22 protein-coding genes are annotated in these 25,780 nt (G+C 40.9%); 13 read left to right on the top strand and 9 right to left on the bottom strand.

Annotated features, from left to right (window positions below; translation table 11 throughout):
- The first annotated feature begins 3 nt into the window (after positions 1 to 3).
- Positions 4 to 510 carry a YgjV family protein gene (locus H5154_RS10890; RefSeq protein ID WP_149981223.1) on the top strand — a complete coding sequence of 169 codons (507 nt, stop codon included), beginning with the start codon at positions 4 to 6 and terminating at the stop codon, positions 508 to 510.
- A 21-nt stretch (positions 511 to 531) separates the two neighbouring features.
- On the opposite strand, the gene H5154_RS10895 is transcribed toward H5154_RS10890, so the two are convergent.
- Positions 532 to 1,044: an NUDIX hydrolase gene (locus H5154_RS10895; protein WP_182718295.1), complete on the bottom strand. Its 513-nt coding sequence runs from the start codon at positions 1,042 to 1,044 to the stop codon at positions 532 to 534.
- Positions 1,045 to 1,197: 153 nt separating this feature from the next.
- Here H5154_RS10895 and H5154_RS10900 point away from each other — a divergent pair, with 153 nt between their 5' ends.
- Genes H5154_RS10900 through H5154_RS10920 form a run of 5 tightly spaced genes read left to right on the top strand, consistent with a single transcriptional unit; the run spans position 1,198 to position 6,728 of the window.
- A complete protein-coding gene (locus H5154_RS10900; RefSeq protein WP_145241198.1) occupies positions 1,198 to 2,538 on the top strand; it encodes a sigma-54 dependent transcriptional regulator in 1,341 nt (446 codons plus the stop codon).
- Between the two features lie 31 nt (positions 2,539 to 2,569).
- Entirely contained in the window at positions 2,570 to 2,779 is a 210-nt protein-coding gene (locus tag H5154_RS10905; protein WP_145241196.1) for a histidine kinase, read from the top strand.
- Between the two features lie 21 nt (positions 2,780 to 2,800).
- Positions 2,801 to 4,285 carry an ATP-binding protein gene (locus tag H5154_RS10910; protein WP_149981220.1) on the top strand — a complete coding sequence of 495 codons (1,485 nt, stop codon included), beginning with the start codon at positions 2,801 to 2,803 and terminating at the stop codon, positions 4,283 to 4,285.
- On the top strand, positions 4,286 to 4,747 hold the full coding sequence (locus tag H5154_RS10915; RefSeq protein ID WP_145241192.1) for a response regulator: 462 nt from the start codon (positions 4,286 to 4,288) through the stop codon (positions 4,745 to 4,747).
- A 19-nt stretch (positions 4,748 to 4,766) separates the two neighbouring features.
- The gene (locus tag H5154_RS10920; protein ID WP_182718296.1) at positions 4,767 to 6,728 is read left to right on the top strand and encodes a hybrid sensor histidine kinase/response regulator; all 1,962 of its coding nucleotides are present in this window, start codon (positions 4,767 to 4,769) and stop codon (positions 6,726 to 6,728) included.
- On the opposite strand, the gene H5154_RS10925 is transcribed toward H5154_RS10920, so the two are convergent.
- Genes H5154_RS10925 through H5154_RS10935 form a run of 3 tightly spaced genes read right to left on the bottom strand, consistent with a single transcriptional unit; the run spans position 6,715 to position 10,417 of the window.
- Entirely contained in the window at positions 6,715 to 7,719 is a 1,005-nt protein-coding gene (locus tag H5154_RS10925; RefSeq protein WP_182718297.1) for a LacI family DNA-binding transcriptional regulator, read from the bottom strand. The two genes, H5154_RS10920 and H5154_RS10925, sit on opposite strands and share 14 nt — an antisense overlap.
- 11 nt (positions 7,720 to 7,730) lie before the next feature.
- Entirely contained in the window at positions 7,731 to 9,062 is a 1,332-nt protein-coding gene (locus H5154_RS10930; protein ID WP_182718298.1) for a glycoside-pentoside-hexuronide (GPH):cation symporter, read from the bottom strand.
- A gap of 20 nt (positions 9,063 to 9,082) precedes the next feature.
- Positions 9,083 to 10,417 carry a GH1 family beta-glucosidase gene (locus H5154_RS10935; RefSeq protein WP_310736611.1) on the bottom strand — a complete coding sequence of 445 codons (1,335 nt, stop codon included), beginning with the start codon at positions 10,415 to 10,417 and terminating at the stop codon, positions 9,083 to 9,085.
- A 290-nt stretch (positions 10,418 to 10,707) separates the two neighbouring features.
- Here H5154_RS10935 and H5154_RS10940 point away from each other — a divergent pair, with 290 nt between their 5' ends.
- The 3 genes from H5154_RS10940 (at position 10,708) to H5154_RS10950 (ending at position 15,164) form a co-directional block, all read left to right on the top strand.
- Positions 10,708 to 11,922, top strand: a complete 1,215-nt coding sequence (locus tag H5154_RS10940; RefSeq protein ID WP_259398498.1) for a sugar MFS transporter — start codon at positions 10,708 to 10,710, stop codon at positions 11,920 to 11,922.
- 16 nt (positions 11,923 to 11,938) lie between these two features.
- Positions 11,939 to 14,446, top strand: coding sequence for an exo 1,3/1,4-beta-D-glucan glucohydrolase (locus H5154_RS10945; protein ID WP_182718301.1), 2,508 nt, complete (start codon positions 11,939 to 11,941; stop codon positions 14,444 to 14,446).
- Positions 14,447 to 14,567: 121 nt separating this feature from the next.
- Positions 14,568 to 15,164 carry a fumarylacetoacetate hydrolase family protein gene (locus tag H5154_RS10950; RefSeq protein ID WP_182718302.1) on the top strand — a complete coding sequence of 199 codons (597 nt, stop codon included), beginning with the start codon at positions 14,568 to 14,570 and terminating at the stop codon, positions 15,162 to 15,164.
- On the opposite strand, the gene H5154_RS10955 is transcribed toward H5154_RS10950, so the two are convergent.
- The 3 genes from H5154_RS10955 to H5154_RS10965 form a co-directional block, all read right to left on the bottom strand.
- Positions 15,103 to 16,044 (bottom strand): ABC transporter substrate-binding protein, encoded by a 942-nt coding sequence (locus H5154_RS10955; RefSeq protein ID WP_182718303.1) that lies wholly within the window; start codon positions 16,042 to 16,044, stop codon positions 15,103 to 15,105. The genes H5154_RS10950 and H5154_RS10955 overlap by 62 nt on opposite strands.
- Before the next feature lie 209 nt (positions 16,045 to 16,253).
- Positions 16,254 to 17,306: an aldo/keto reductase gene (locus H5154_RS10960; RefSeq protein WP_149981211.1), complete on the bottom strand. Its 1,053-nt coding sequence runs from the start codon at positions 17,304 to 17,306 to the stop codon at positions 16,254 to 16,256.
- A gap of 15 nt (positions 17,307 to 17,321) precedes the next feature.
- Positions 17,322 to 17,753 carry a thioesterase family protein gene (locus tag H5154_RS10965; protein ID WP_182718304.1) on the bottom strand — a complete coding sequence of 144 codons (432 nt, stop codon included), beginning with the start codon at positions 17,751 to 17,753 and terminating at the stop codon, positions 17,322 to 17,324.
- Between the two features lie 146 nt (positions 17,754 to 17,899).
- Between H5154_RS10965 and H5154_RS10970 the strand changes: the two genes are divergently transcribed.
- The 3 genes from H5154_RS10970 (at position 17,900) to H5154_RS10980 (ending at position 20,921) form a co-directional block, all read left to right on the top strand.
- On the top strand, positions 17,900 to 18,103 hold the full coding sequence (locus H5154_RS10970; RefSeq protein WP_259398497.1) for a hypothetical protein: 204 nt from the start codon (positions 17,900 to 17,902) through the stop codon (positions 18,101 to 18,103).
- Between the two features lie 66 nt (positions 18,104 to 18,169).
- Positions 18,170 to 19,222, top strand: a complete 1,053-nt coding sequence (gene dinB / locus H5154_RS10975) for a DNA polymerase IV (protein WP_182718305.1) — start codon at positions 18,170 to 18,172, stop codon at positions 19,220 to 19,222.
- Between the two features lie 175 nt (positions 19,223 to 19,397).
- Entirely contained in the window at positions 19,398 to 20,921 is a 1,524-nt protein-coding gene (locus H5154_RS10980) for a leucyl aminopeptidase family protein (protein WP_182718306.1), read from the top strand.
- Positions 20,922 to 20,991: 70 nt separating this feature from the next.
- Here H5154_RS10980 and H5154_RS10985 read toward each other — a convergent pair whose 3' ends face one another.
- On the bottom strand, positions 20,992 to 22,629 hold the full coding sequence (locus tag H5154_RS10985; RefSeq protein ID WP_182718307.1) for a methyl-accepting chemotaxis protein: 1,638 nt from the start codon (positions 22,627 to 22,629) through the stop codon (positions 20,992 to 20,994).
- Between the two features lie 188 nt (positions 22,630 to 22,817).
- Positions 22,818 to 25,043: a S9 family peptidase gene (locus H5154_RS10990; protein WP_182718308.1), complete on the bottom strand. Its 2,226-nt coding sequence runs from the start codon at positions 25,041 to 25,043 to the stop codon at positions 22,818 to 22,820.
- 116 nt (positions 25,044 to 25,159) lie between these two features.
- On the opposite strand from H5154_RS10990, the gene H5154_RS10995 reads away from it, so the two are divergent.
- Positions 25,160 to 25,555 carry an HIT domain-containing protein gene (locus H5154_RS10995; RefSeq protein WP_182718309.1) on the top strand — a complete coding sequence of 132 codons (396 nt, stop codon included), beginning with the start codon at positions 25,160 to 25,162 and terminating at the stop codon, positions 25,553 to 25,555.
- Positions 25,556 to 25,780 lie beyond the last annotated feature (225 nt).

Below are 25,780 nucleotides of genomic sequence, written 5' to 3' on the forward strand. Positions count from 1 at the left end.
ACTATGTTTTTAGTTTCACAATGCTTAGTCGCTATCGCTACTTTATTAGATTTAGCGTCATTTCAATTTAAATCTCGAAAATTAATATTGCTGTGCTTATTCAGCTCTGTGCTTTTAACCGCTACACACTTTTTTTTGCTGGATAAAATAAGTGCTAGTTTATTAATGTTGATAGCGGCAGTTCGTTATTTTTATTGTATTTTTAATCGTAGTCAGTGGGCAATGTTGGGTTTTATGTTGTTAAGCACTGTGGCTGTTATATTAACTTGGCAGGGTTGGTTAAGTGGTTTAGCATTGCTAGCAACATTAATACAGACGTTTGCTTCTTTCCAACCGCGAGATATGTTGTTGCGACTATTTATGGTGTTCGGCACTGCATTGTGGATAAGCCATAATCTACTGGTGGGTTCACCGATGGCAGTATTGATGGAGTGCTTGTTTTTGCTCAGTAATTTAGTCGGGTTATGGCGTTTTTACTTCTGGTCGAAAGAAGCTAACAGAGCAGATTAACTTCTTTACAGGGCTGTGATCCTAAAGTTGCTTAGCTATCTGTTTTAATAAGTAGGTTTCGCGAATGATTGATAGCCCTTGCTTATAGCTGTTTGCTAGCGTTCGCTCATTATGAGCAATGGCATCATAAATATTAACCCATTTAGCAACCATGCCATTTTGTTGCTCATAATGTTCTAGTTGCGCTTGCCCTAATTGCGTATCAAGACTACAAAAATAGCAGTAAGACTTTATATGGATCACTGCATAATCATCTTTATACCAAGGGCGGTATTCTTCATAAAGGCCAAACTCACCGAGTACTTTGATGTTTTGTGCGCCAGTTTCTTCTTGTAGCTCGCGGATTAATCCTTGCTCTATGCTTTCACCTTCATCAATGCCGCCGCCAGGCAAGCTGAAATCTTCATAGCGGGCAGTGTACATTAATAAAATATCAGTGCCTTTTAAGGCAATAGCACGGCTCGTTAGGCGAGTAAATTGACGTGGCTCGCTGGCACTCACACTGGGATGAACGGTGCTTTTAAGTAAGCGCATCAGAATGTTCCTTAAAATTTAATTTAAAAATTATATCTCAAAAAAGATCTAAATCTATTTAGATAGCGTAAATTTCCAGTTAAGCATCGATTTTGTAGAATAAGGCAGTTAAGATGTGGGGCTAGGCAATGATAATAAGCATAGGGATTTATCATGTTAAACATACTGTTAGTTGATGATGATAGCGAGTTTAGTGATGTCGTTTGTCATATCGTAGAGTTTTTAGGACATAACATTAATACTGCTGCTAATTTAGCAGAGGCTGAGCAGTGGTTTGTAAATAATACCTTTGACCATGTATTGTTAGACTTTATGCTGCCTGATGGAAGTGGTTTACACTTGGTTGAGCACCTTAAAAGTATTGGTCAAAAACCAAAAATAACCCTTATTTCAGGTCATCCTTCAGTCAAAGGTAAGTTGGCTGAAATGTGTGAGCCTAACGTTGGTCATCTAGTTAAGCCCTTGCAGCGCGAAGATATTGAGCGCCTTCTCAACCCTAAAAAAACCACGGCTAAGAAAAAAGCCGAGCCAAGTATTAAAAAGCATTTTGGCACCTTAATAGGTGAATCGCCGCAAATGCAGCATTTGTATACCATGATTGAGCGCGTTGCTAACACCAACGCCAACGTAATGTTAATGGGTGAAAGTGGTGCTGGTAAAGAAGTTGTCGCACAAGCTATTCACAATGCTAGCGCATGTACAGGACCTTTGGTGGCTACTAACTGCGGTGCGTTATCGAAAGAACTTATTGGTAGCGAATTATTTGGCCATGAGAAAGGGGCTTTTACTGGTGCTATTGCCCGTAAAGACGGTGTATTTGAGCAAGCAACCGGCGGAACATTATTTCTAGACGAAGTGACTGAAATGCCAATAGATATGCAGCCTAATCTATTGCGCGTGTTAGAAACTAAAAAAGTAACCCGAGTAGGTGGCAGTAAAGAAAGTGCGGTAGATTGCCGAGTGATTTCTGCGACTAACCGTTCATTAGAAGATTTAGCGCAAAATAATGTTATTCGTGAAGATATCTACTTTCGGTTAGCGGTATTTCCTATTGATATTCCACCACTGCGTGAAAGAAAAGAAGATATTGCCTTATTAGCCAATGCTTTTTTAAATCAATTAAATGAAGAAAACAATACCGACTTTCAATGGCAAACTGCACAATTAAAGTTACTTGAAAGCTATGATTGGCCAGGCAATGTTCGAGAACTGCGCCACGGCATTCATCGTGCTTTTATTATGAGTGATCCAAAAGGTAAAGCGATTACTTTGCCAGATAACTTAGAGTCACCATTTTCACGAGTGAATAAGCAAACTCAAGCAAATCAAGTGACTGCAGGGCAAACTATTGAAGAAGTTGAAAAAGAGCTGATCCACGCTACGTTGGATAAAGTACAAGGTAATAAAACGCTTGCAGCGCAAATGCTAGGTATAAGTACTAAAACTTTATACAACCGTCTAAATGCCTATGGTGGTATTGGCGAATATAGCTAAATTAAACTCAAGTAATCAATAAAGGGGTAGCATGGCTAATAACGATAAAATCAATAAGTTGATTCATGATGCACGCGGACCACTGAATCGTATATCGATGAATGCAGAATTGATTAAATTAGTGCTAGAAAATGATATGCCAAAAGAAAAAGCATTGGCAGCACTTGATAAAATAATAAGTAATTGCCAGCAATGCAGTGACAGCTTAGAACAAATATCGAATCTCGGCGTCGTTGAATAAGATAATATAAAAGGATTATAAATGAAGCTGCAAAAGCAACAAGGTAAGGTCAAGGTAACCTGGGCCAGTTTTATCGCGGTGCTGCTGTGTATTGTGGTGGGGAATGCGATTTTGGCAATGAATACCATTCAAAGCCTGACTCAAACCCAACAGCGTTTAGATGATACTAATATGTTAAACACCGCAATTGAGAAGCTTCATCTTTCAATTGTGCAGGCAGAATCAGGACAACGTGGTTACTTATTAACGGGCGATAAAGATTATTTAGCACCCTACAACGACGCTATTATGCAGCTCAATTCACAAGCTACACTGGTTAAAAATTTACGTACTGAAATTGCAGGCCAAGCAGATAAAGTAGCGCGTTTACTATTTTTGGTTGATGATAAAGTTGCGGTATTAACCAGAACCGTTGATTTAGCATTAGCAGATAAAGAACGCCGTGCTCATTATTTACTAGAGACGCATCAAGGCCGTAAGCTTTACGAGCAAATTAGAGAGCTCGCTGATGAAATTCAAGATGCGGAGTCTGCTTTTAAAGCTGTGCAGTTTCGAAAGTTAGGGCAAATTAAAAAAGAAGCCAAACTCACTTTTGCAATTACTGCCGTAACCAGTGCTTTATTGATCCTTGGTATGTTTATGCTCACGCGTATTAACTTACATACAGCGGCAAAATATCAGCAGGAACTTGAATATCAAAACGAAACACTGGCTAGTAAAGTGACCGAGCGTACACAAGAGCTGACCTTGTACTCTGATGAACTAAGTCGCAGTAACCGTGAGCTTGAAGAGTTTGCCTTTGTAGCGAGTCATGATTTGCAAGAGCCACTGCGCAAAATTCAAGCATTTAGTGATCGCTTAGAAACCATGTTTAAAGACGAATTGGGTGAAAAAGGCATTGATTATATCGCGCGTATGAAAAATGCAGCGCAAAGAATGTCTAATTTAATTAATGACTTGTTAGAGTTTTCGCGAGTGACAACACGTGGTAAAGACTTTGCCGATACGGATTTAAAGCAAGTACTTGATGATGTGCTAAGCGATTTAGAAATTGCGATTAAAGAGTCAAATGCGCAGGTCAACGTGGGCGAAATGCCAGTAATACAAGCAGATCTGAGCCAAATGCAGCAGCTATTTTTGAATTTGATTTCAAATGCGGTGAAATTTAGACGTCCAGATGTGGCACCAATTATCACTATTGAGTATCAGCATCAGACTGAATTTAATGATGATTATAATACAGAGCTGGAATGGCAAATCATTACAGTTAAAGATAACGGTATTGGTTTTGCGCCAGAATATACCGACAAAATTTTTGTTCCGTTTCAACGTCTGCATGGGCGTTCGCAATATAAAGGCACTGGGATTGGTTTATCCGTGTGCCGACGTATTGTAGAGCGTCACGGCGGTACGATAGCGGCACAAAGTGAAACCGGTGAGGGAGCAACCTTCATCATAAAACTACCTGTGGAAAGCGAGCTTTTCACATTGCAAGGAGAGGCTTAAATGCCATTTTCTAAAGTAAAGCCAATCACCATTTTAATGGCTGATGATGATGAAGATGATCGTTTATTAACGCAAGACGCACTCGCTGAAAGCCGTGTATTAAACGAGTTATACTTTGTTGAAGATGGTGTGGAGCTTTTGGAGTACCTAGAGCGTAAAGGTAAGTTTGAAGACAAAAACTCATCGCCACGACCTGGGTTGATTTTATTGGATTTGAATATGCCACGCATGGATGGACGCGAAGCGTTGCAAGCGATTAAAGGCAATTCAAACTTAAAAGGTATTCCTGTAGTTATTTTAACCACGTCTAAGCAAGAGGAAGACATGGTTAAGGGTTACGATTTAGGCGCGGCTTCATACATTACTAAACCAGTTACGTTTGATGGCTTAGTTGAACTAATGAAAACGTTAGGTAAGTACTGGGTGGAGTTTGTAGAGTTACCTAGTACGTTTAATGACTAAATAAAAAACTGGAGACGCTATGTTAGATAAGGCAACCAGACTGTTACTTGTTGAAGACGATGAAGATGATTATATTTTAACCTGTGATTATCTAGAGCAGCTGAGTTCGCATACATTTGATATAGAGTGGATCAGTGATCCCAAGCAGGCAGTTAAGGTGCTGAGTAAAAATCATCATGATATTTGCCTGCTTGATTACCGCTTAGGGGCTTCAGACGGCTTAGCAGTATTAAAACAAGCTGTAGAAAATGGTTTTAATGGCCCTATCATTATGCTCACCGGGCAATCAAACGACGCCCTTGATTTAGCCGCTTTGGATGCAGGAGCTGTTGATTACCTCGTAAAAAGTGAAATGAGCTCAAGTCGCTTTGCCCGCTCTATTCGCTACGCATTAGCCCGACGCGATGTTGAAGATGAACGCCTTGAACGACTTAAAGCAGAGGCTGAGAATCGTTCTAAAGACCGCTTTTTAGCACATTTAAGCCATGAGCTACGCACCCCGTTATCGTCAATCTTGGGCTATACCGAGTTGCTTATGCAAAGTGAATTTAACAATCATGCCAATAATGAGTTAGGGGTTATTTATCGTAATGGTAAGCATCTACTTAGCTTGTTAAATGATGTTCTCGATTTATCAAAAATAGCTGCCGATAAACTGGAGCTCAGCTGCAGTGATGTCAACCTTGATAGTTTAATGGCTGATGTGTTTACCTTAATGCGAGTATCTGCGCTGGATAAAGGGCTGTCGCTGCGTTTTGAGTCATTACAACCTTTGCCTCTTGTAATTAGTATTGATGCGACACGGTTTCGGCAAATTTTAATTAATATCATCAATAATGCGATTAAGTTCACCGAGCAAGGCGATATCATTGTTCACGCATGGACAAAAGTTATTGATGGCCGTGAAATGCTGTTTTTTAGTATTAAAGATTCTGGAATGGGTATTGCCCCTGAGAAACAAGCACTTATATTCAAACCATTTGAACAAATAGCCGATGTAGAATCGCGCTCAGTTGGCGGCGCGGGGTTAGGTTTAGCTATTTGCTCTGAATTGTTGAGTCGTATGCAGGGCGGGATCACATTAGAGTCTGCTATTGGTCATGGATCTGAATTTACTATTTCAGTGTATCCGGGCAATATTCAATATGTAGAGCGCAGTGTATTGAAGCTCGATTTGACACCTAATATGCAGCAAAAAATGGCCCCTTGTAAAGTCAGTGGCCGAGTATTGGTGGTTGATGATTTACGAGATTTACGGGTGTTAGTTGGGCATATGATCTCTTCTGCTGGTGCAAAGGTTGATTATGCTGAACACGGTAAGCAAGCACTTGATAAAGTAACTAAAGCACAACAGCAAGGTGATCCGTACGACATTATATTTTTAGATATTCATATGCCGGTGATGGGGGGCAAAGAAACTACGATTGAACTTAGAAAAATGGGTTTTAAGGGTGCGGTAATCGCGCTTACTGCTGCCACGATGAAAGGTATACATAGCGAGTTATTGGCGCTGGGCTTTAACGATGTGATAGGCAAACCTGTTGATTCAAGCTTACTTTATCAGTGCTTAACTAATTACTCTATGGCGGCTAATAAGCCCGTTGATAAATTAGCGCAACCAGCGCGAGTAAAAAGTTGTGCGCGTTTTTTATTGGTTGAAGATGATGCAGATGCGGCGCAAATCACCCAGTTATTACTGGAAAGTTTAGGGGTTGAAACCGTTGTTGCAACTAGTTATGAGCATACTTTAGCAATTCTAAAAAATGACTCTCAATTTGATAAAGTGTTATTAGATATGCATTTGCCTGATGGCAGTGGCTTGGATTTAGCTCGCTATACAAAGCAGTATTATCCAGATTTAAAGCGAGTAATCGTCAGTGGTATACAGCCAGAACCGAAGCAAATTGAACTCCTTGAGATAGAGCAAGTATTACTTAAACCGATTAATTTAGCATTACTAACCCAACTTATTGAGGGTTAGTAATAATTGATTGACGGACGATCAGTTCTGGCTCAAATAATGTTTGTAACGGTAATTCACCCTTACCGTAAACTTTGCTTAAAATCCACTTTGCTGCCATTTTTCCTATATCATTAATTGGGTAGTTAATAGTCGTTAGTGGCGGGTAAATATGACGGGTAAAAAATACGTTGTCATAACCCATGATCGACAATTGTTCGGGAAGCTTAATGCTATATTCTCGGGCTGTGGCCATTGCACCAATGGCCATTTCATCATTAGCACAAATTAAAGCTGTAAAAGCGTGGTTACTTTCATGGAATAACTTAAAACCTGCCGAGCCGCTGGTTTCCATAAAATCGCCTTGATAAAGCAATTGTTCATTAAATTCTAAGTCAAATTCAGCGAGAGCCTGTTTATGGCCGGTTAAGCGATCCTGAGCATCTTTTTTCCAAAGTGGCCCGCTAATGTAAGCTATGTCACGATGGCCTTGCTCAAGGACATACTTGGTTGCTAAATATCCACCTTTGATATTATTTAAAACGATACACCGATCGGCAAGCTCTGGGATCAAACGGTTGATCAGTACAAAGGGGGTGCTGCCTTTACTCAGTTCTATCAAGTAGTCGTCGCTGATGGCTTCAACATGTAAAATCAAGCCATCACAATTGCGACTAATTAAAAACTCAATCCCTTGCTGTTCACGATCGGCATCACTGTGGCCTGCGGTAATAATGACGTGTTTACCTTGATTACGAAACGCATTTTCAATGTCGCTCATCATCGGTCCATAAAATGGCCCGTGTAGCTCAGAAACGAGCAAGCCTACGCTATTCGAGCAATTAGATGCGAGAGATTGTGCAATGGAATTAGGCCGGTAACCAAGCTGTGTCATCGCAACGGTTACCTTTTTTCGCGTTGCATCACTGACATTAGTATTATTATTCATTACTCTTGAAACGGTCGCTAATGAGACCCCAGCAAGTTTTGACACCTCATAAATGGTCGCCATGATATTCCTTGTTAAGTACTACTTCTTTGGGCTAAATCAGCGTTTATTTTCTCTAAGGTATTATTATCAAGAATATACCTTTTCATGATCAACGCGACAAGTACACTACCAATTGCAGGAAACAGTGTAAACGAGGTTAAAATACCGGCTTTAGTTGCTTCATTAAGCTCAGTGTTAGCTTGATAGCCATAGTAAGCCAGTAACCAACCAGCAATAGCTCCGCCCAGTGCCAGGCCTAGTTTAATAAAGAACACCACGCTTGCATAGACCAAGCCAGTTAGCCGATGGCCATTTTGCCATTGTCCGTAGTCAATTGTATCTGCCATTTTTGCCCATAACAATGGAGTTGCCATTTGGGTGAAAAAACACCATAAAAAATAGACTGCAAACGCGAGCACTAATTGGTCGTCAGATAAGAAAAATGCAAAACAGCTTATGGCCGCAGAGATGTATTGGAGATATATATATGCTGCTTTTTTATCAACCCGTTTACTCAGTGGTTGTGCGCAGGCGCAGCCAAGGATATTACCGATCATTCCCAAGGTAACAAATTGCGTAACTAAGTCGGCTTCACCAAGAACATATTTTACGTAATAAATTGCTAAAGTCGTACGCAGCACCATACTCGTGAGCAGCATAATGGCAGCACCACAGAGTATTTTAAAAGGACCGTTTTGCCACAACGTTGCCATTTGTGCTTTGAGGCTAAGGGTTTGTTGCTGTGGTGCAACCACGCGTTCTTTAGTAAAGCGAAAGCAGAACAAAAATAATATCACACCGAAACAGCTCATCAGTATCATAGTAAGTTGATAGCCAAGAGCATTATCGCCTTTACCAAACCAGCTTACTAATGGCAATGTGCAAGCACTGACGAGTAAGCCACCGAGCATACCAAATACAAAACGATAAGATTGAATGGATACGCGTTCACTCGGATCGCGACTTAGTACTCCACCCAAAGCTGAATAAGGAATATTAATTGCGGTATAAACCAGCATTAATAGCGTATAGGTGACAAACGCGTAGATGACTTTTCCTGTCGCGTTTAAATCTGGTGTGGTAAAAGTAATTACACTAACCAGCCCAAACGGGATCGCGAGCCACAATAGGTAAGGCCGATAACTACCATATTTGGTTCGGGTTGCATCGGTGAGCGCCCCCATTAACGGATCGGTGATTGCATCAATAACTCGCACCACTAGGAACAGAGTACCAACGATGGCCGGAGAAATACCAAATATATCGGTATAGAAAAAAGTTAAAAATAGCATCACGGTTTGAAAAATGATGTTACTTGCAGTATCACCTAAGCCATAGGCTATTTTTTCTTTTCTAGTTAGCATAATTGGCACTCATGTTGTTATTATTTTTTGCGCTGTGTGAGCAATGCGCGATATTGTATTGCGCTCTCTTTTAGTATGCGTTGCTGGTTTTCATAATCAACATAAACGAGACCAAAGCGTTTTTCATAGCCGTATGCCCATTCAAAGTTATCCATTAAGCTCCATGCAAAATAGCCTTGTATATCAACCCCTTGTTCAACTGCGTCATGCACTGCATTGAGGTGGGTATGATAATAACTAACGCGCTCTGTATCGAGTACTTGGCCATCTTGTAGTGTATCTGCCATGGCCGCACCATTTTCAGTTACATAAACTTTAGGTAGTTGGTATAGCTCATTTAATGATACTAACAATTCAGTTAAACCTTGTGGATAGACTTCCCAGCCCATGTCAGTTACAGCTATGTTGTTGATTTTTGCTTCGGCAAACCAGTTATCATCAGTGTTTTTGTAGTGTATGCGGGTATAGTAATTAACGCCAATAAAGTCGATTTTTTGACTGATTATCGCCATATCATCAGCAGCTATATGGGGTTGCACTTCACTACTGAGGCTATTTAAAAGCGCCGGATACAGACCTTCTAAAACTGCTTTGATATACCACTGATTGTGATATTGATCGGCTAATAATGCTGCTTGTGTATCGTTTTCTGTCAGTGGATAAGCTGGGCTGAAGTTAAGTACAATACCAGCTTCTATATTAGGGCAATTGGCGCGCAGTACTTGCATGGCAAGACCATGGGCTAACAATAAATGATGAGCCGCCTGACGACCTGCTTGTTGGCTTTTAATACCGGGTGCATGCACACCCACTTCATAGCCTAAATAGGCACTGCAAAAAGGTTCATTTAAAGTCGCATAAGAGTCAACTAAACCTGTCAACTGCTTGGTAACTAAATCAGTATAGTGAGCAAATGCATAGGCGGTGTCACGGTTTAACCAGCCACCGTTATCTTCCAAGTGTTGGGGTAGATCCCAGTGATATAAGGTGACATAGGTCTTGATATTGCGTGCTTTTAAAGCCGTTAATAAATCACGATAAAAGCCAATGCCTTGCTGATTAATACTGCCATCTTGATGCAATACGCGCGGCCATGAAATTGATAATCGGTACGCATCAACGGCTAAGTCAGCAATCATTGCGATATCTTGTTGCCATAGTTCAACATGGTTACAGGCTGTATCGCCATTGCTATTGTCTGCGATGGCGCCTGGTTGGTTGCAAAAAGTATCCCAAATAGATGTCAGGCGAGCGCTGCGAGCTCCCTCAATTTGAAATGAGGCTGTGGCTACACCAAAGGTAAACTGAGGTTTAAGTAGCGCAGAGCTAGGCGGTAGAGAAATAGTTTTAAACACGATTAGGTGCATCCTTTAACATTCAGTTTTGGCAATTACTTTTACATTAAGCACAGCATAGTCATTAAAAATGGAAGCGCTTACAGAATGTTTGTAAATAAATTGCTAATTTCGATTTATATGATATAAATGTAAGCGCTTACATTTTATGTTGCAACTATTATTTGCTTTTTTAAGTAGTGAAAAAGTACTTCAATAAGCGTAACTAACTGATAATTAAAATAATTAGAGAGTTTAATATGGCAAACGTCACACACAATTTGGCAACGAATGAACATAGCCTACAACCAATGGGCAAACAAACGTTTGCTTTAACGTCGTTGACCACCTTATTTTTTATGTGGGGGTTTATTACGTGTCTGAACGATATTCTGATCCCCTATTTAAAAGGGATGTTTTCACTCAATTATACCCAAGCGATGCTAATCCAATTTTGTTTCTTTGGGGCTTATTTTGTGATGTCGATACCTGCTGGTAAGTTGGTGAGTAAAATAGGTTATCAATTTGGTATTGTGGTGGGCTTAGTGGTGGCCGCGGTTGGTTGTGCATTATTCTATCCCGCAGCCGTAGCGCATGTTTATGAGCTGTTTTTATTGGCGCTATTTGTACTGGCTTCGGGGATTACCATCTTACAAGTGTCAGCCAATCCATACGTAAGCGTACTTGGCGCTGCAAAAACAGCGTCGTCGCGTTTAACCATGACCCAAGCATTTAATTCGTTAGGTACTACGGTTGCGCCAATCTTTGGTGGCTGGCTTATTCTAACTGAAGTCAGCCAAGCAACCGCAGAGCAAGTTAAACTTCCTTATTTAATGCTTTCAGCAAGCTTACTGGTACTTGCGGGGATTTTTGCTTTTTTAAAATTACCTAAACTTGGCAAAGCAGCAGATGCTGAGAGTGAAAATCAATATGTTGAGAACTTTATTGATTTAGGTAGTGTTTGGCAGTATCGCCATTTAATTTTAGGAGCCATTGGCATTTTTGTTTATGTCGGTGCTGAAGTCGCAATCGGCAGTTTTTTAGTGGGCTTTTTAACCTTAGACCATATTGCGGGTTTTACTGAACAGCAAGCAGCACATTATATTAGTTATTACTTCGCGGGCGCCATGATAGGACGCTTTATTGGTGCTGCCATCATGCAAAAACTCAATGCAGGTAAGGTATTGGCATGTCATGCATTACTTGCCGTGGTACTGGTGTTAATGGCGATGACAGGACAAGGGGCATTAGCAATGTGGGCTATTTTGTTGGTCGGACTATGTAACTCAATTATGTTCCCAACCATCTTCAGTTTAGCCCTACAAGGCCTTGGCAAATATACCTCTCAGGGTTCAGGTATTTTATGCTTAGCCATTGTCGGTGGTGCAATTATTCCATTATTACAAGGCGTCCTAGCTGACAATTTTGGTGTGCAATTAGCACTATTACTGCCGATCGGCTGCTATTTATATATTACTTACTTTGCGCTATTTGGCTCAAAAGTAACAACTTCAACTCGTCATTGATAACTAGGTGGACAACATGACAATAACAAAACCACGTACTCTTTTGGTAATGATGATTGCAGCAATGGCGATGAATGGCTGTTCGCAATCAGAACAAACAGCAGCGACCAATGAGATTTGGCCGATGATCAAAAGCGGTGTTAAAGACGATGCCAATATGGAGCAAAAAATTGCTGACTTGCTCGGCTCAATGAGCTTAGAGCAAAAAGTAGCCCAGATGATCCAACCTGAAATTCGCGATATTACAGTGGAAGATATGCGTCAATATGGTTTTGGTTCTTACCTTAATGGCGGTGGGGCTTTTCCTAATAATAATAAACATGCCACGGCTGCTGATTGGATTGAACTAGCCGAAAAAATGTACCAAGCATCAGTAGATGATTCCCTTGATGGTAGCCGTATCCCAACTATGTGGGGAACCGATGCAGTTCATGGTCATAATAATGTTATTGGTGCGACGTTATTTCCGCACAATATCGGTTTAGGTGCGGCTAACAATCCACAGTTGATTGAAAAAATTGCTGCAGCGACCGCCCAAGAAGTGATGGTAACCGGTATTGATTGGGTGTTTGCACCTACCGTTGCTGTGGTACGAGATGACCGCTGGGGCCGCACTTATGAAGGGTATTCAGAAGATCCACAAATTGTTAGAGATTACTCAGCCGCAATAGTAAAAGGCTTACAAGGCGCAGTTGATCAAGACTTTTTATCAGATAAACGGGTGATCAGTACGGTTAAGCATTTTATTGGTGATGGTGGTACACAAGGCGGTGATGACCAAGGTAATAATATTACCAGCGAAGCAGAGTTATTTACCATTCATGCGCAAGGTTATGTGGGAGGCTTAGGTGCTGGAGCACAAACAGTTATGGCGTCGTTTAATAGCTGGCATGGCGAAAAAATCCATGGCAGTAAATATCTCTTAACTGATGTGCTAAAAGGCAAAATGGGTTTTGATGGCTTTGTTGTGGGTGATTGGAATGGTCATGGACAAATTCCTGGTTGTACCAATGGAAACTGCGCACAAGCCGCTAATGCCGGCCTTGATGTATACATGGTGCCTACTGATGCATGGAAGCCACTTTATGAAAACCTTATCGCACAAGTTAACAATGGCACAATTGCGCAATCACGAATTGATGATGCGGTAACGCGTATTCTGAGAGTAAAAATGCGTGCGGGTTTATTTGATAAAGCAAGTCCTGCAAATCGTCCACTTTCAGGAAAAACAGAGGTCATTGGTAGTGCTGAACATCGTAAAATCGCAAAACAAGCAGTTCGCGAATCTTTAGTACTCCTAAAAAATAAACAACAGTTACTGCCGCTTTCGCCAAAAGCAAATGTGTTAGTAGCCGGTCTAGGTGCTGATAATATCGGTATGCAATCTGGCGGTTGGAGTATTACTTGGCAAGGTACGGGGAATCAAAATAGCGATTTCCCAGGTGGCACGTCGATTTTGGATGGTATTGAACACACTGTTAAGCAAGCGGGCGGGCAAGTTCAGCATGACTTAAACGGTGAGTTCAATACTCGTCCAGATGTCGCTATTGTAGTATTTGGTGAGCAACCTTATGCAGAAGGCAATGGGGATTTAGATAATCTTGAATATCAGCGGGGTAATAAAACGGATTTAGCGCTACTGCGAAAATTCAAGCAAGCCGGTATTCCCGTTGTATCGTTATTTATTAGCGGCCGCCCAATGTGGGTAAACGCAGAGCTTAATGCCAGTGATGCGTTTGTTGCGACGTGGTTGCCAGGTAGCGAAGGGGATGCAATTAGCGATGTGTTATTTGCAAATGTAGATGGCTCAGTAAATCATGATTTTAAAGGCAAGCTGTCGTTTTCTTGGCCGAATAACCCAGTTGATAACGAAAATCGTGGTGATAAAGATTATTCGCCATTATTACCGTATGGTTTTGGCTTAACTTATTCAGATAAAAACACCTTACAAGATGATCTTGTTGAACAAATGGGAACGTCACAACAGCTTGATGATTTAGTCTTGTTTGAGCGCGCGGTTAAAGCGCCATGGAGTCTGCATTTACAAAGTGGTGAGCAGCAAAAAGTGATGGCAAGTAGTCGCGAATCAATCGGAGCTGTTAGCGTTAAAACCTTTGATAAAGACGTTCAAGAAGATGCGCGTGCAATTACCTTCAGCGGCGATGAACTAGCAGCAGTGCGTTTAAGTGCGGCATTCCCATCTGATTTACGTTCGTTTGTTGAAAAAGCAGGGCAATTACAAATGCAAATTAAGGTTGAGCAAAGTGCCGATGCCCCGCTTTGGCTTGGTATGCAATGTGGTGATGATTGCCAAGGTAAATTGGATATTGCTAAGCAGCTAAATGCAACCAATGAATGGCAGACTTTAAGCATTGATTTACGGTGTTTTTCACAGCAAGGTGTTAATTTAGGACAAGTATTCTCACCTTGGCAGTTAAGTACAGCTGCGCCATGGCAGGTGTCGATTGCGAAACTCAACATCACCAGCGAGCATGTATCTACTGAGGGGATTTCATGCCAGTAACGCCTTTGTTAGGCTTAACACCACTGACATCGATCTAGATAAATAGCAATACGAAGTTAATTGCCAATAAACGTCATAAAAAGTAGTCTAAGCTGCTTTTTATTGAATAGGAAAGATCGAAATGAAACCAGTGAATCCATCAAAAGTCATTTGTATTGGTCGTAATTATGCTGCGCATATTGCTGAGCTTGGTAATCAAGTGGCAGACGAAATGGTGGTATTTTTAAAACCGCCAAGCGCGATAACAAATACCTTAATGTGTACTCATAAGGATGAGCAATTACATTTTGAGACTGAAATTTGTTTTCAAGTTAACAATGGCTGTTTAGCTGCTGTGGCGGTGGGACTGGATTTAACTAAGCGAGATTTACAGAGTAAATTAAAAGCCAGCGGTTTACCGTGGGAACGCGCGAAAGCCTTTGATGGCTCTGCATTGTTTAGTGAGTTTGTACAAATAGACGAACAAGCTATTGAGCATTTAAGCTTAACCTTACTGATAGATAATAAGGTGCGACAACAAGGCGGCGTTGAGTTAATGCTTTATAAACCCGCGGTTATTTCAGCCCAAGTTAGTGAGTTTATGACTTTAATTGATGGCGATATTATTATGACTGGCACACCTGCAGGAGTAGGAGCTGTGAACGCAGGAAGTACATTTATTGCTCAGTTACACTTGGGCTCAGACTTATTGATTCAGCAAGAGTGGTTGGCTGAGTAAGTTTTAATATCTGTTGTTGATATTGTTGATCAAAATCCGCAAAGGTATTTTCAAGCAATACACGCTGTGTTTGCTGGTACTTTGCAGACGGCAGTATGCTATTTGTTAGCACTCGATTTATTTTTTTTAAGGCATTATTAGCAAAATTATTAGGGGCATTGGTTGAGCAGCCAATCGCACCTAAAACCAGCTTATCGGCGTGATCGGCAATAGGTAAGGTTACTACATTATCAAATTCGCTGAAGCGGTTGTAGTAATCGGCTAAAAAAGGATAGTCGATAGTGTAATCAATATACCCATGATTGAGCCGATTGATCACCGAGCTGCTTTCGTTTTCACTGTTCCAACTTAATGATGTATGTTGGTCGCTTTTAGTATTTCGAGCGATGGTATTTAACTCTGGAGTAAATTTACGCGCAGCGGATTGACCAAAAATAAATTTATTATCTGTCAGTAGTTTAACTAAATTTATCGGTGAACTGTGTTGTTGGCTAATTACTTTCGCTGTTTTAGCTGAGGCAATGATAGCAAATGGTGGGTACACCGTTGTTGGCACCGAATAGATCACTCGCGGGGTGTTAACTTTACGGTGGATCATACAAGGGTAACATGCTTGTTGACCTTCATCGAGGTACTTGCCTATACGTTTTTGCGGCAACATTTCGCGGGTATGCTCTATATCGGGTAACTCAATGATGAGCTGTTCGACTAAGTAATCACATAAGCCTCCATCTGGAGTTTGCGCTGTTTTAGCCAGATGAAAAGGCGCCGCATCACTTTGGAGCCAAGTTATGTGAGTTACTTCATCGGTATTATTAGCAAGTACATAGGTGCTTGAAAAAAAAGAGAATAATGTAACGAAGTAATAGACAATACGCATAGCTATATTTACTTTATCCGCTAACAATTTAAATCGAGTATACAATAACTAATATTTTGCGCTACTAAAGGATGGTAAATTATTGCATTAAGTTAATTTTTTAATGCTGTAGTGGTGTTTTTTTGATTCACTATTTGTGAGTAGGTTGTTTTTCAAGTGTTTTAATCTGGTGGAAAGCCCAAGCATTGATAATGATTGGGCTTTATTGATTAAAATGGCATTGGGTATTGCTTAAATACATTACCAATATCAGTTAAAGCTTGTTCGCTTAATTCGATGTTGAACGCGGCAATGTCATCTTTTAGTTGTACTAAGCTGGTTGCACCAATAATTGAAGAAGTAACACCATCAACTTGGTCACACCATGCAAGCGCTAATTGTGCTGGGGTTATTTGGTATTGCTGGGCAATTTCAACATAGTGGCTGATTGCTTGTTGCGATTGTGCTGTGTCACGGAATAAACCATTACGCTGCACCAGTGTCCAGCGGCTACCATCGGGACGTGCGCCATTTAAATATTTTCCACTTAACATACCGCCTGCTAAGGGTGACCAAGGTAAATAAGCAATATCTTCGTGAATACATTGCTCTATTAGATAAGGCCAATCTTTAGCGTGTAATAAACTAAATTCATTTTGAATAGAGACCATGCGCGGTAAATTGTGTTGTTCACTTAATCGTAAAAATTGGCTAATACCCCATGGCGTGTCGTCAGAGAGACCACAATGTTTAATTTTACCAGCTTTAACACAGTCGTTTAAACCTTCAAGAATATCGAGCATACCCGCTGTGTGTTGCTCTGTATTGGCGTCACTAAAACGGATCATACCTGGCCATTGTTTGCTAAAGTGCGGTGATTGACGATTCGGCCAATGTAGTTGGTATAAATCAATTACATCGGTTTGTAGGCGTTTTAATGACTCGTCAACTGCATGAACGACTGCTTGACGAGTAATATCGCCGCCATCGCGTATCCAAGCTAGGCCATTGCCAGCAATTTTAGTGGCGAGCACAATATCGTCTCGCTTACTTGGATTACGCGCTAACCAATTACCGATAATTTGCTCTGTTTTTCCGTACGTATCTGGAGTGGGAGGGATGGCATACATTTCTGCAGTATCAATGAAGTTTACGCCATGCTCTAAGGCATAAGCAATTTGCTCATCAGCATCTGCTTGATTATTTTGTACGCCCCACGTCATGCTGCCTAAGCATACACGAGACACATTGAGACCACTGCTACCAAGTGGGTTGTAACGCATAATGATTCCTTACTTTTATGATTCTCGGCTGTACTTATGTAATGCAGCCAATAATGGCTCACTTAATTGTGCTTTCTTACCCGTTTTAAAATTAAACATCACCACTTGCGATGACCCTAATGTAGTCAAGGCATTTTGCGCTTGGCTAAATACTCTGTAGTGCATCATAAAACGGTCTTTTTGAATATCACTGATGGTAACGCCTACCAACACTGTATCAGGAAATGTGACAGGGCGTTTATAACGCGCGTTATTTTCACTGATCACAGGACCAATACCTGTTGTTTGTAAATCTTCGAGTAAATTTATTTGATTAAAAAAATCAATTCGAGCAGTTTCAAAATAACGAAAATACACCACATTATTGACATGTTGTAAGGCATCCATTTCTCCCCAAGCAACATTAATTGCTGTATGGATAGGATGTTGTTCTATGAATGATTGCATATTCGACAGCTCTTTAAAGTAAAAACGTAGATTAGCAATTGGTGCTGTTTAGCTCAAGATAATTAGGAAAACAGTGAAAATGTGCTAGTTTTAGTAGTTCACGGTTACGTAAATGAATACTTTAATCTGATTTAAAGGAGCTAATTATGAATACAGTGACAGCAAAAATAATGAAACGCTTAGCGCTACTGGTGGTGATCTGTTTGGCATTAGTTTGTTATGCGATGGGCAATGCTTCTGGGATGGTGATACTAATCGTAGTTGGTTTTATTTTAGAAGGTGCTTTTTGGTTATTCGGTGCGAGGTTATTTAATCGTAAAAAATCTTCACAGCAAGAATCATCGAGCTGATGACTTGCTAATAAATCAAACTTAATGAATAATAACTGTTCATTTGTACAGTGCTTGGTTTGAGGAATGAAAAAGTTTATTCATATTGACATGGATTGCTTTTACGCAGCGGTCGAAATGCGCGATAACCCCGCGCTTGCTAATGTACCTTTGGCAATTGGTGGCAATAGTCGCCGTGGAGTGCTCTCTACAGCAAATTACATCGCCCGCGAATACGGTGTGCGATCTGCGATGTCTAACTACCGTGCTAAACAATTATGCCCAGATTTAGTGATTGTACCAGGGCGTATGCAAGTTTATAAACAAGCCTCTTCGCAAATTCGTGCTGTATTTAAGCACTATACCGATCTTATAGAGCCTCTTTCTTTAGATGAAGCTTACCTTGATGTGACTGACAGTAATGCATGCCATGGTAGTGCGACCTTAATGGCAGAGCAGATCCGCGCCGATATTTTTGCAGCCACCGGTTTAACTGCTTCGGCTGGAATTGCGCCGATAAAATTTATTGCCAAAATTGCCAGTGATGAAAATAAACCGAATGGTCAATTTGTAGTATTGCCTGAGCAAGTGGATGACTTTTTAGCGCAATTACCTTTGGGTAAAATACCCGGGGTCGGTAAGGTTACCCTTGAAAAACTCAATTTAAAAGGCTTATACACCGGTGCTGATGTGCGCGCTAAAGGGGTTAATTGGATGCAGCAACACGTTGGTAACTTTGGGGTCTCGCTGTATCAAAAATGTGCCGGTTTACATATTGGTAAAGTATCCACAGAACGTACCCGTAAATCGCTCAGTGTTGAGCATACCTACGAATATAATAAAACCAGCTTACAAGCGTGTTTAGATCAATTGCCAATATTATTGGCTGAGCTTCAACGTCGATTAACAAAGCAGCAATTAGAGCAACGTATAAATAAACTCAGTGTCAAAGTGAAGTTTGCTAATTTTGTGGTTACATCGGCCGATCAAACTTGCCACCGACTTGATGAAACTATCTTGGCTGAGCTGCTGAGCAAAGCATATCAACGTGGCTTGCAGCAGCCAGTGCGGTTACTCGGTGTAGGGGTCGGTGTTAAAAATGAACCGCAGCAACATGTACAGCTGAGTATATTAGACTAAGATACTGCGCGCTATTTGCTTCAATCAACGATAAGTGGGCAGTGAGTAACTGCTTTATTTTACACTGTAACTCCAAGTTGCCAGCGTTATGTTAGCTCGTCGTACATTGCTGGCAATAGCTATTTAAATCAATGATAATAAGCTCCTACGTTTTTTGACAACAGGACCTTTTTTTATGGCATATCCTCACGCAGTTGCAGCCCCGCAATTAGATAACGCAAAACATGATGCGCTTATTATTATTGCCGATAATTTTTCTGAGTTAGACGATCCGAATCTAAGCCAAGCTATTAAAGCGCAAATGGCGGTTGATGCACGTATTGGTAAGCAAGTCACGCTGCTTGTTGTTGATTCTAAACGGGTGATTTTAGCGCCGACAGGTCCATTAAATCGTGATTATGACGATGTACGTCGTTATTTTGATGCAGCTAAATTGGCTATTAATGAAGCTAAAGCATCAGGCAGTACAAAACCTGCTATTTACTTACCACAAGCAAGCCAAGATAGCCGTTATCAGTATGCCTTAGAAGTTGCTTATCTTGGTGCTTGCCAAGCGTTGTGGCAGCCGCTTGAGGCGCGCGAGTTTCATGGCGAAAGCATTGAACCGATCACTCAAATAGCCTTGTTTGGTGCTAATGAGCAAACAATTAAAGCAGTGAATGCCATTGCCGCAGGGCAGTATGCTGCTCGTGATTTATGTGGCACTGAGCCTGAGCGTATGGCGCCACCACGTTTTGCTGATTACTGTGTGGATTTATTTAAAGGCAGCAAGGTCAATGTTGCAGTGATTGCAGATATTGCCACGATTGATAAAGAGTACCCGATGATGAGTACCGTAGCTCGCGCTTCATATGCGGTTGAGCGTCATCACCCTCGGGTTGTAAAACTTGAATATGTACCAGAGGGCGAAGTAACACGTACCTTAATGTTTGTCGGTAAAGGCTTAGTATATGACACCGGTGGTGCCGATTTGAAAGTGGGCGGGCATATGGCCGGTATGAGCCGTGATAAAGGCGGCGCAGCCTCTGTTGCTGGTTTTATGAAATCAGTGGCAGACTTTCAACCACAAGGCGTTAAAGTTATTGCATACTTAGCGGTAGTTCGTAACTCAATTGGTTCTGATTGTTTTGTACCAGATGAAATTATTACTAGCCGTGAGGGCGTACGTGTTCGCATCGGTAATACGGATGCAGAAGGGCGCTTAGCTATGGGGGATTTACTCAGCGAGATGAAAGATTTAGCAAAAGGAGAAGTTAATCCTGAAATCTTTACGGTCGCAACCTTAACCGGACATGCAGCTCGTGCAATGGGACCTTACAGTGCATACGTTGAAAATGGCCCTGCACGTGCGGCTAATATTTCTCGTAAGCTGGCTGACAGTGGTGACTTATGGGCTGATGGTGCAGAAGTTTCTCGCAGCCGTCGCGAAGACTATGATTTTATTAAACCGCGTACTTTAGCTGATGACGTATTATCAAGTAACAATGCAGCATCAGCAGTTACCGCACGTGGTCATCAGTTCCCTATGGCATTTTTAGCTATTGTTGGTGGCCTTGATAAGCATGGTTGTGAGTCAGCACAGCCTTTACCTTATGTGCATATGGATATTGCCGGTAGTGGTGTTGAAGGTGGTGATTGGCAGCACGGTAAACCAACTGCAGCAGGCCTAAGCAGTTTATTTGCTCGTTACTGCTTATAATAAGCAGTATTAAATACAACAGCCCCGTTATATAAAATGACGGGGCTTTTTTGTAATTTGTTTTTGTTAATTAATCTAATTTAAAGCGATTAACCACATCAGTTAGCTGTTGGCTACTGTGTTTAAGATTATCGCTCGCACCAGAAAGTTGTGATGTATTGGCCAGAGACTGTTCGGTTGATTGCGATAGTTCATTAATTCGCAAATTGACTTCATCCGCAGCACTTGATTGTTGCTCAGTCGCACGGGCTATTTGACCATTCATATCGGTGATCACTGACACCAGACGTTCAATTTCAGTTAATGAGGTATTGGCAGATCCGGCTTGTTGTACTGTGCTGGTGGATAATTGTTGGCTAGCTGTTACCGCCTCTACGGCCGCCTTTGCGCCTTTTTGTAATTTGGCTATCATCGCCTGAATTTCGTCTGTACTCTTGCCTGTGCGACTTGCAAGAGTGCGTACTTCATCAGCTACAACGGCAAACCCCCGGCCTTGTTCGCCAGCACGTGCCGCTTCGATTGCAGCATTGAGTGCCAGTAAATTGGTTTGCTCCGCAATACCGCGTATCACGTCTAGTACCGATCCTATATTATTACTTTCTTGAGCTAAATCAGCGGTAACTTGACTCACAATCTCAATATTTTTGGACAGTGTTTCTATGGCTTGGATTGTTTTAGCAACGACTTCTTTACCTTCAGATGCATTCACCGCGGCTTGGTTAGCGGCTTGTTCAGCCGCTTCGGCATTGCGACTTACATCATGAATTTGGTGGGTCATTTGCTCCATTGCTGCAGCGACTTGCGTTGAGCTATCGTTTTGCAGTTCAATAAAAGAATGATTGGTTTTACTCGCATCATCCACTGTTTGGGCATGCTGGTTAACATCATTGGCATTATTTGCCACTTGTTTAAGTGACTCACGCATTTTGGTAGTAAATAAATTAAAGTGGCGAGATAACCGTGATACCTCATCATTACCATTTTCATCTAAGGTTTGGGTTAAATCCCCTTCACCTTGAGAGATACTTTTCATCATATTTGCAGCAAGCCGAGTTGGTAATAAAATACTTCTGGCGATTAAGTAACTTAAACTAATTAATAGCAAAATAATCACTGCGGCATTGAGAATAACTAAATTCCGTAAGCTGGCAAAAGCCTCATCAATAGTATCAATATAGACACCTGAACCGACTATCCATTGCCATGGGGTAAAACCTTTCACATAGGCTATTTTATCAACTGGCTGATCTTTGCCTGGTTTAGGCCATTTGTAAGGGATAAAACCTTCACCACTTTGCTTAACTATTTTAACCATTTCAACAAATAACGGTACGCCATCGGGGTCTTTACTGTTGCTGAGTGATTTACCGTTTAACTCTGGTTTAAAAGGGTGCATAACCATGGCTGGCTGAAAATCATTGATCCAGAAGTAATTGTCATTGTCATAGCGAATACTAGCTATCGTAGTTAGTGCACCTTGTTGGGCTTGTTGCTCGGTGAGTTCGCCGCTTTGTTGTAATGAATGATAATGGGTAATAACACTATAAGCAGCTTCAACCAGATTTTTTGTTTTCGTATATTGGCCTGCTTTGAGTGAACTATATTGCTGAGTTAAACTGGTAATACTTAAAAAAAGTAAACCAACAACGACCAAACTTACCAAGATAGCTAAGCGCTGAAAAATAGTAAAACGGCGTAGGTACGACATAAAAAATCCTTTAGAAGTGCTCGCAGTAGGCGCGCATATATTAAGCGTAGTAAATATTACTTTAAAATCTAGTTAACTGTCCCTTGTTTTGGTCTAAATTATTTTAAATAAATAGGATTATCATTAAGTCAAAAAAAAGGCCGATTTTTCAATCAGCCTTTAGTCTAACTTGGGGAGTCAATACTGACTTACTCTACATCAAAATGACGATTAAAGAAGTTAGTGATTGTTTGATGCAAGTGAGTTTGCACTTGTTTACCCCGTAAGCTGTGCTTGGAACCTGGGTAAGTCATCATTTCAAATTGCTTTTCGTTATCTTGCAATTGTTTGAATAACTTAGTGGCATGGGTAAACAATACGTTATCGTCGGCCATACCATGGTAGATCATTAATGGCCCTTTCAAGCCATCTGCATATGGAAATACCGCACTGTCTGCATAGCCTTTGGCATTTGTATCAGGATGTCCTAAATAACGCTCGGTATAGTGAGTATCATACAGTGCCCAATCAGTCACTGGCGCTCCAGATACGCCTGCTTGAAAATAATCACCAGCTTTAAACATGGTCATTAATGCCATATAGCCACCGTAACTGTGACCATAAATACCAATGCGTTGTGGGTCAACATAATCAAGCGTACGTAAAAATTCGACGCCTTTTATTTGATCAGCCACTTCAACCACACCTAAATGTTTGTAAATGGCATCTTCAAACTTTTTACCACGATTATACGAACCACGATTATCTAATTGGAATACCACATAACCTTGCTGTGCCATATATTGGAAATATAAGTTTTTGCTGCGCCAACTATTGGTTACGCGTTGTGCATGTGGGCCGCCATAGACATTGACAAGAACAGGGTGCTTTTTACCATCATTTACCGTTGCAGGTTTAAATAAACGATAGTGCATCACTTGACCATCATCAGCAGTCAAAGTGCCATATTCAGGCTCAGCTAGATCAGCAAGATAAGGGGTCAGTGGATGGTTTTCATCAAGTTTATTTTGCTCTAACCAAGTAACAAATTCACCGTTTACTTTACGCAGTGCCGCTGAGTTTGGTTTGTTAACCGATGAACTGTTATCAATAAAAGTTTTACTGTCTTTTGCCATTACCACATTGTGATAAGCACCTTGCTCCGTGATACGTTTAATATCGCCCTTTTTAAACAGTGGAACACTGTATAGCTGGCTTTCCAAAGGCGTGTCTTTGCGTCCGGCAAAGTAGACAATGCCTTTTTTCTCATCAATACCTTTTAAGCTATCAACCACCCAGTCACCATCGGTGATCTGACGCACTAACTTACCATTGGTACGATATAGATATAAATGCTTAAAGCCATTGCGCTCAGAGGCCCAAACAAAATGTTTTTTATCTTTCAAAAACTGTAGATCAAAATGTAAGTTGATCCAGCTATCACTAGTTTCTGTTAAGGCTACTTTTTGCTCTGTAGTTTCGCTGTTATAAAAGCGCAATTCTAAGTTGTGCTGTGAGCGGTTTTGCCACTGATACGATAGCGTTTTATCATCTTCTAACCATTTTGCACGGGCAATGTAAATGTCTTCATCTTTACCTAAATCAACCCAATCAGTTTTTTGATTATCAAGCTTAACCACACCAAGTTGAATTTTTACATTATTAGTGCCGGTAAATGGGTAGCGTTGGTTAAACAGTTTCACTTCATCAGCGTAAATTTCATTGCGGATAGCTTCTTTAACTGGGCTTTCGTCAATGCGAGTGAAGGCTATTTTTGATTCATCACCAGACCACCAATAACCTGTCATTCGGCCCATTTCTTCTTGCGCGACAAACTCCGCCATGGCGTTTTTGATCACACCGCCGCCATCTTTACTCAGCTGAATTTCTTTACCTGATTTAAGATTTAGCGCATAAAGATTTTGTTCACGGACAAACGAGACAAAGTTTCCTTTTGGTGAAAAGCGTGCGTCGGTTTCAAATGCCTCAGTATCGGTCAGTTTACGGCTTTTTCCTGCTCCTAGCTCGTAATAATAGAGGTCACCATTAAGTGGAAATAACAAGGCTTTACCGTCTTTAGACCATTTGTATTCTAAAATACCTTTACCAAAAATACGTTGGCGCTCACGGCGTGCTTTTTCTTCGTCAGAGAGGTTTTCAGGGCCTGAAAAAAGTTTGGCAGAGTCGACTAAAATACGATTTTTGTTATCTTTTAAATTATATTCCCACAAATCATAACGGTTGTAATCGTCGCTTTTACCTTGCAGGTAGGTAACTCGGCTACCGTCTGGTGAAAACTTAAGCTGTACAGGTGCTTTACCCGCTAAACTTGGATCATCAAAAATACGTTCTAAAGTAAGAGGCTTCGCTTGCACTGTGATGGCTGTTGCCACCAAAGGTAGCAAGTATGAGAGGTGTTTAATTTTTTTTAACACGTGTTTACCTTCGCTCGAATAAAAACTGCAACGATGGTAAAGCCAAGCGTGGGCAACTGCAACTAAATGCTATAAAGTAGCGAAAATGTAATGCACTTAATTTGTAAGGAATAAAAATGACCGTTGAATTCTCTTTAGCTCCAGAACTTGTACGTGATTGTATTGAACTGGCCGATTGGCCATTATGCAAAGTGTTACTTATGAATGATAGTCAATACCCGTGGTTTATTTTAGTGCCTCGTAAAGCTAATTTAAAAGAGAGCATTGATCTAAGCGAGTCTGAACAGGTATTGCTAATGCAAGAGTCAGCGAAGTTAAGTCGGCTACTCAAAGAGGTACTTAACCCAGATAAACTTAATGTCGCAGCGCTTGGTAACATGGTTCCACAGTTACATATTCATCATATTGCTCGCTATAAAACCGATGTCGCATGGCCTGCGCCAGTATGGGGTAAATATCCCGCAGTGCCTTATAGTGAAGAGCAATTGGCACGTTTAAAAACACATTTTTAATCGTGGTTGAGTGTTTACATAATAGAGTTTGATCACAGTATTATGATTTTTCGTTGGGTAAAAATAGACTATGCTTAGGGTCACTAAATCGTGGCTGTTTATTACACTCAGTATATAGGGATTGCAAACTAACTGATGAAAGCTTTTGTATTGTTTACCTTGCTAAGTGTATTTTCGCATCACAGTGCTGCAAATACATTTTACTTTGTTGGTACCACCTTTCCG

It is taken from the genome of Pseudoalteromonas sp. SR44-5 (genome assembly GCF_014163675.1).
Classification (GTDB): domain Bacteria; phylum Pseudomonadota; class Gammaproteobacteria; order Enterobacterales; family Alteromonadaceae; genus Pseudoalteromonas; species Pseudoalteromonas rhizosphaerae.

Coding starts and splice junctions, on each gene's coding strand:
- H5154_RS10890 (WP_149981223.1), top strand. CDS start 4: ATGTTTTTAGTTTCACAATGCTTAGTCGCTATCGCTACTTTATTAGAT.
- H5154_RS10895 (WP_182718295.1), bottom strand. CDS start 1,044: ATGCGCTTACTTAAAAGCACCGTTCATCCCAGTGTGAGTGCCAGCGAG.
- H5154_RS10900 (WP_145241198.1), top strand. CDS start 1,198: ATGTTAAACATACTGTTAGTTGATGATGATAGCGAGTTTAGTGATGTC.
- H5154_RS10905 (WP_145241196.1), top strand. CDS start 2,570: ATGGCTAATAACGATAAAATCAATAAGTTGATTCATGATGCACGCGGA.
- H5154_RS10910 (WP_149981220.1), top strand. CDS start 2,801: ATGAAGCTGCAAAAGCAACAAGGTAAGGTCAAGGTAACCTGGGCCAGT.
- H5154_RS10915 (WP_145241192.1), top strand. CDS start 4,286: ATGCCATTTTCTAAAGTAAAGCCAATCACCATTTTAATGGCTGATGAT.
- H5154_RS10920 (WP_182718296.1), top strand. CDS start 4,767: ATGTTAGATAAGGCAACCAGACTGTTACTTGTTGAAGACGATGAAGAT.
- H5154_RS10925 (WP_182718297.1), bottom strand. CDS start 7,719: ATGGCGACCATTTATGAGGTGTCAAAACTTGCTGGGGTCTCATTAGCG.
- H5154_RS10930 (WP_182718298.1), bottom strand. CDS start 9,062: ATGCTAACTAGAAAAGAAAAAATAGCCTATGGCTTAGGTGATACTGCA.
- H5154_RS10940 (WP_259398498.1), top strand. CDS start 10,708: ATGGGCAAACAAACGTTTGCTTTAACGTCGTTGACCACCTTATTTTTT.
- H5154_RS10945 (WP_182718301.1), top strand. CDS start 11,939: ATGACAATAACAAAACCACGTACTCTTTTGGTAATGATGATTGCAGCA.
- H5154_RS10950 (WP_182718302.1), top strand. CDS start 14,568: ATGAAACCAGTGAATCCATCAAAAGTCATTTGTATTGGTCGTAATTAT.
- H5154_RS10955 (WP_182718303.1), bottom strand. CDS start 16,044: ATGCGTATTGTCTATTACTTCGTTACATTATTCTCTTTTTTTTCAAGC.
- H5154_RS10960 (WP_149981211.1), bottom strand. CDS start 17,306: ATGCGTTACAACCCACTTGGTAGCAGTGGTCTCAATGTGTCTCGTGTA.
- H5154_RS10965 (WP_182718304.1), bottom strand. CDS start 17,753: ATGCAATCATTCATAGAACAACATCCTATCCATACAGCAATTAATGTT.
- H5154_RS10970 (WP_259398497.1), top strand. CDS start 17,900: ATGAATACAGTGACAGCAAAAATAATGAAACGCTTAGCGCTACTGGTG.
- dinB (WP_182718305.1), top strand. CDS start 18,170: ATGAAAAAGTTTATTCATATTGACATGGATTGCTTTTACGCAGCGGTC.
- H5154_RS10980 (WP_182718306.1), top strand. CDS start 19,398: ATGGCATATCCTCACGCAGTTGCAGCCCCGCAATTAGATAACGCAAAA.
- H5154_RS10985 (WP_182718307.1), bottom strand. CDS start 22,629: ATGTCGTACCTACGCCGTTTTACTATTTTTCAGCGCTTAGCTATCTTG.
- H5154_RS10995 (WP_182718309.1), top strand. CDS start 25,160: ATGACCGTTGAATTCTCTTTAGCTCCAGAACTTGTACGTGATTGTATT.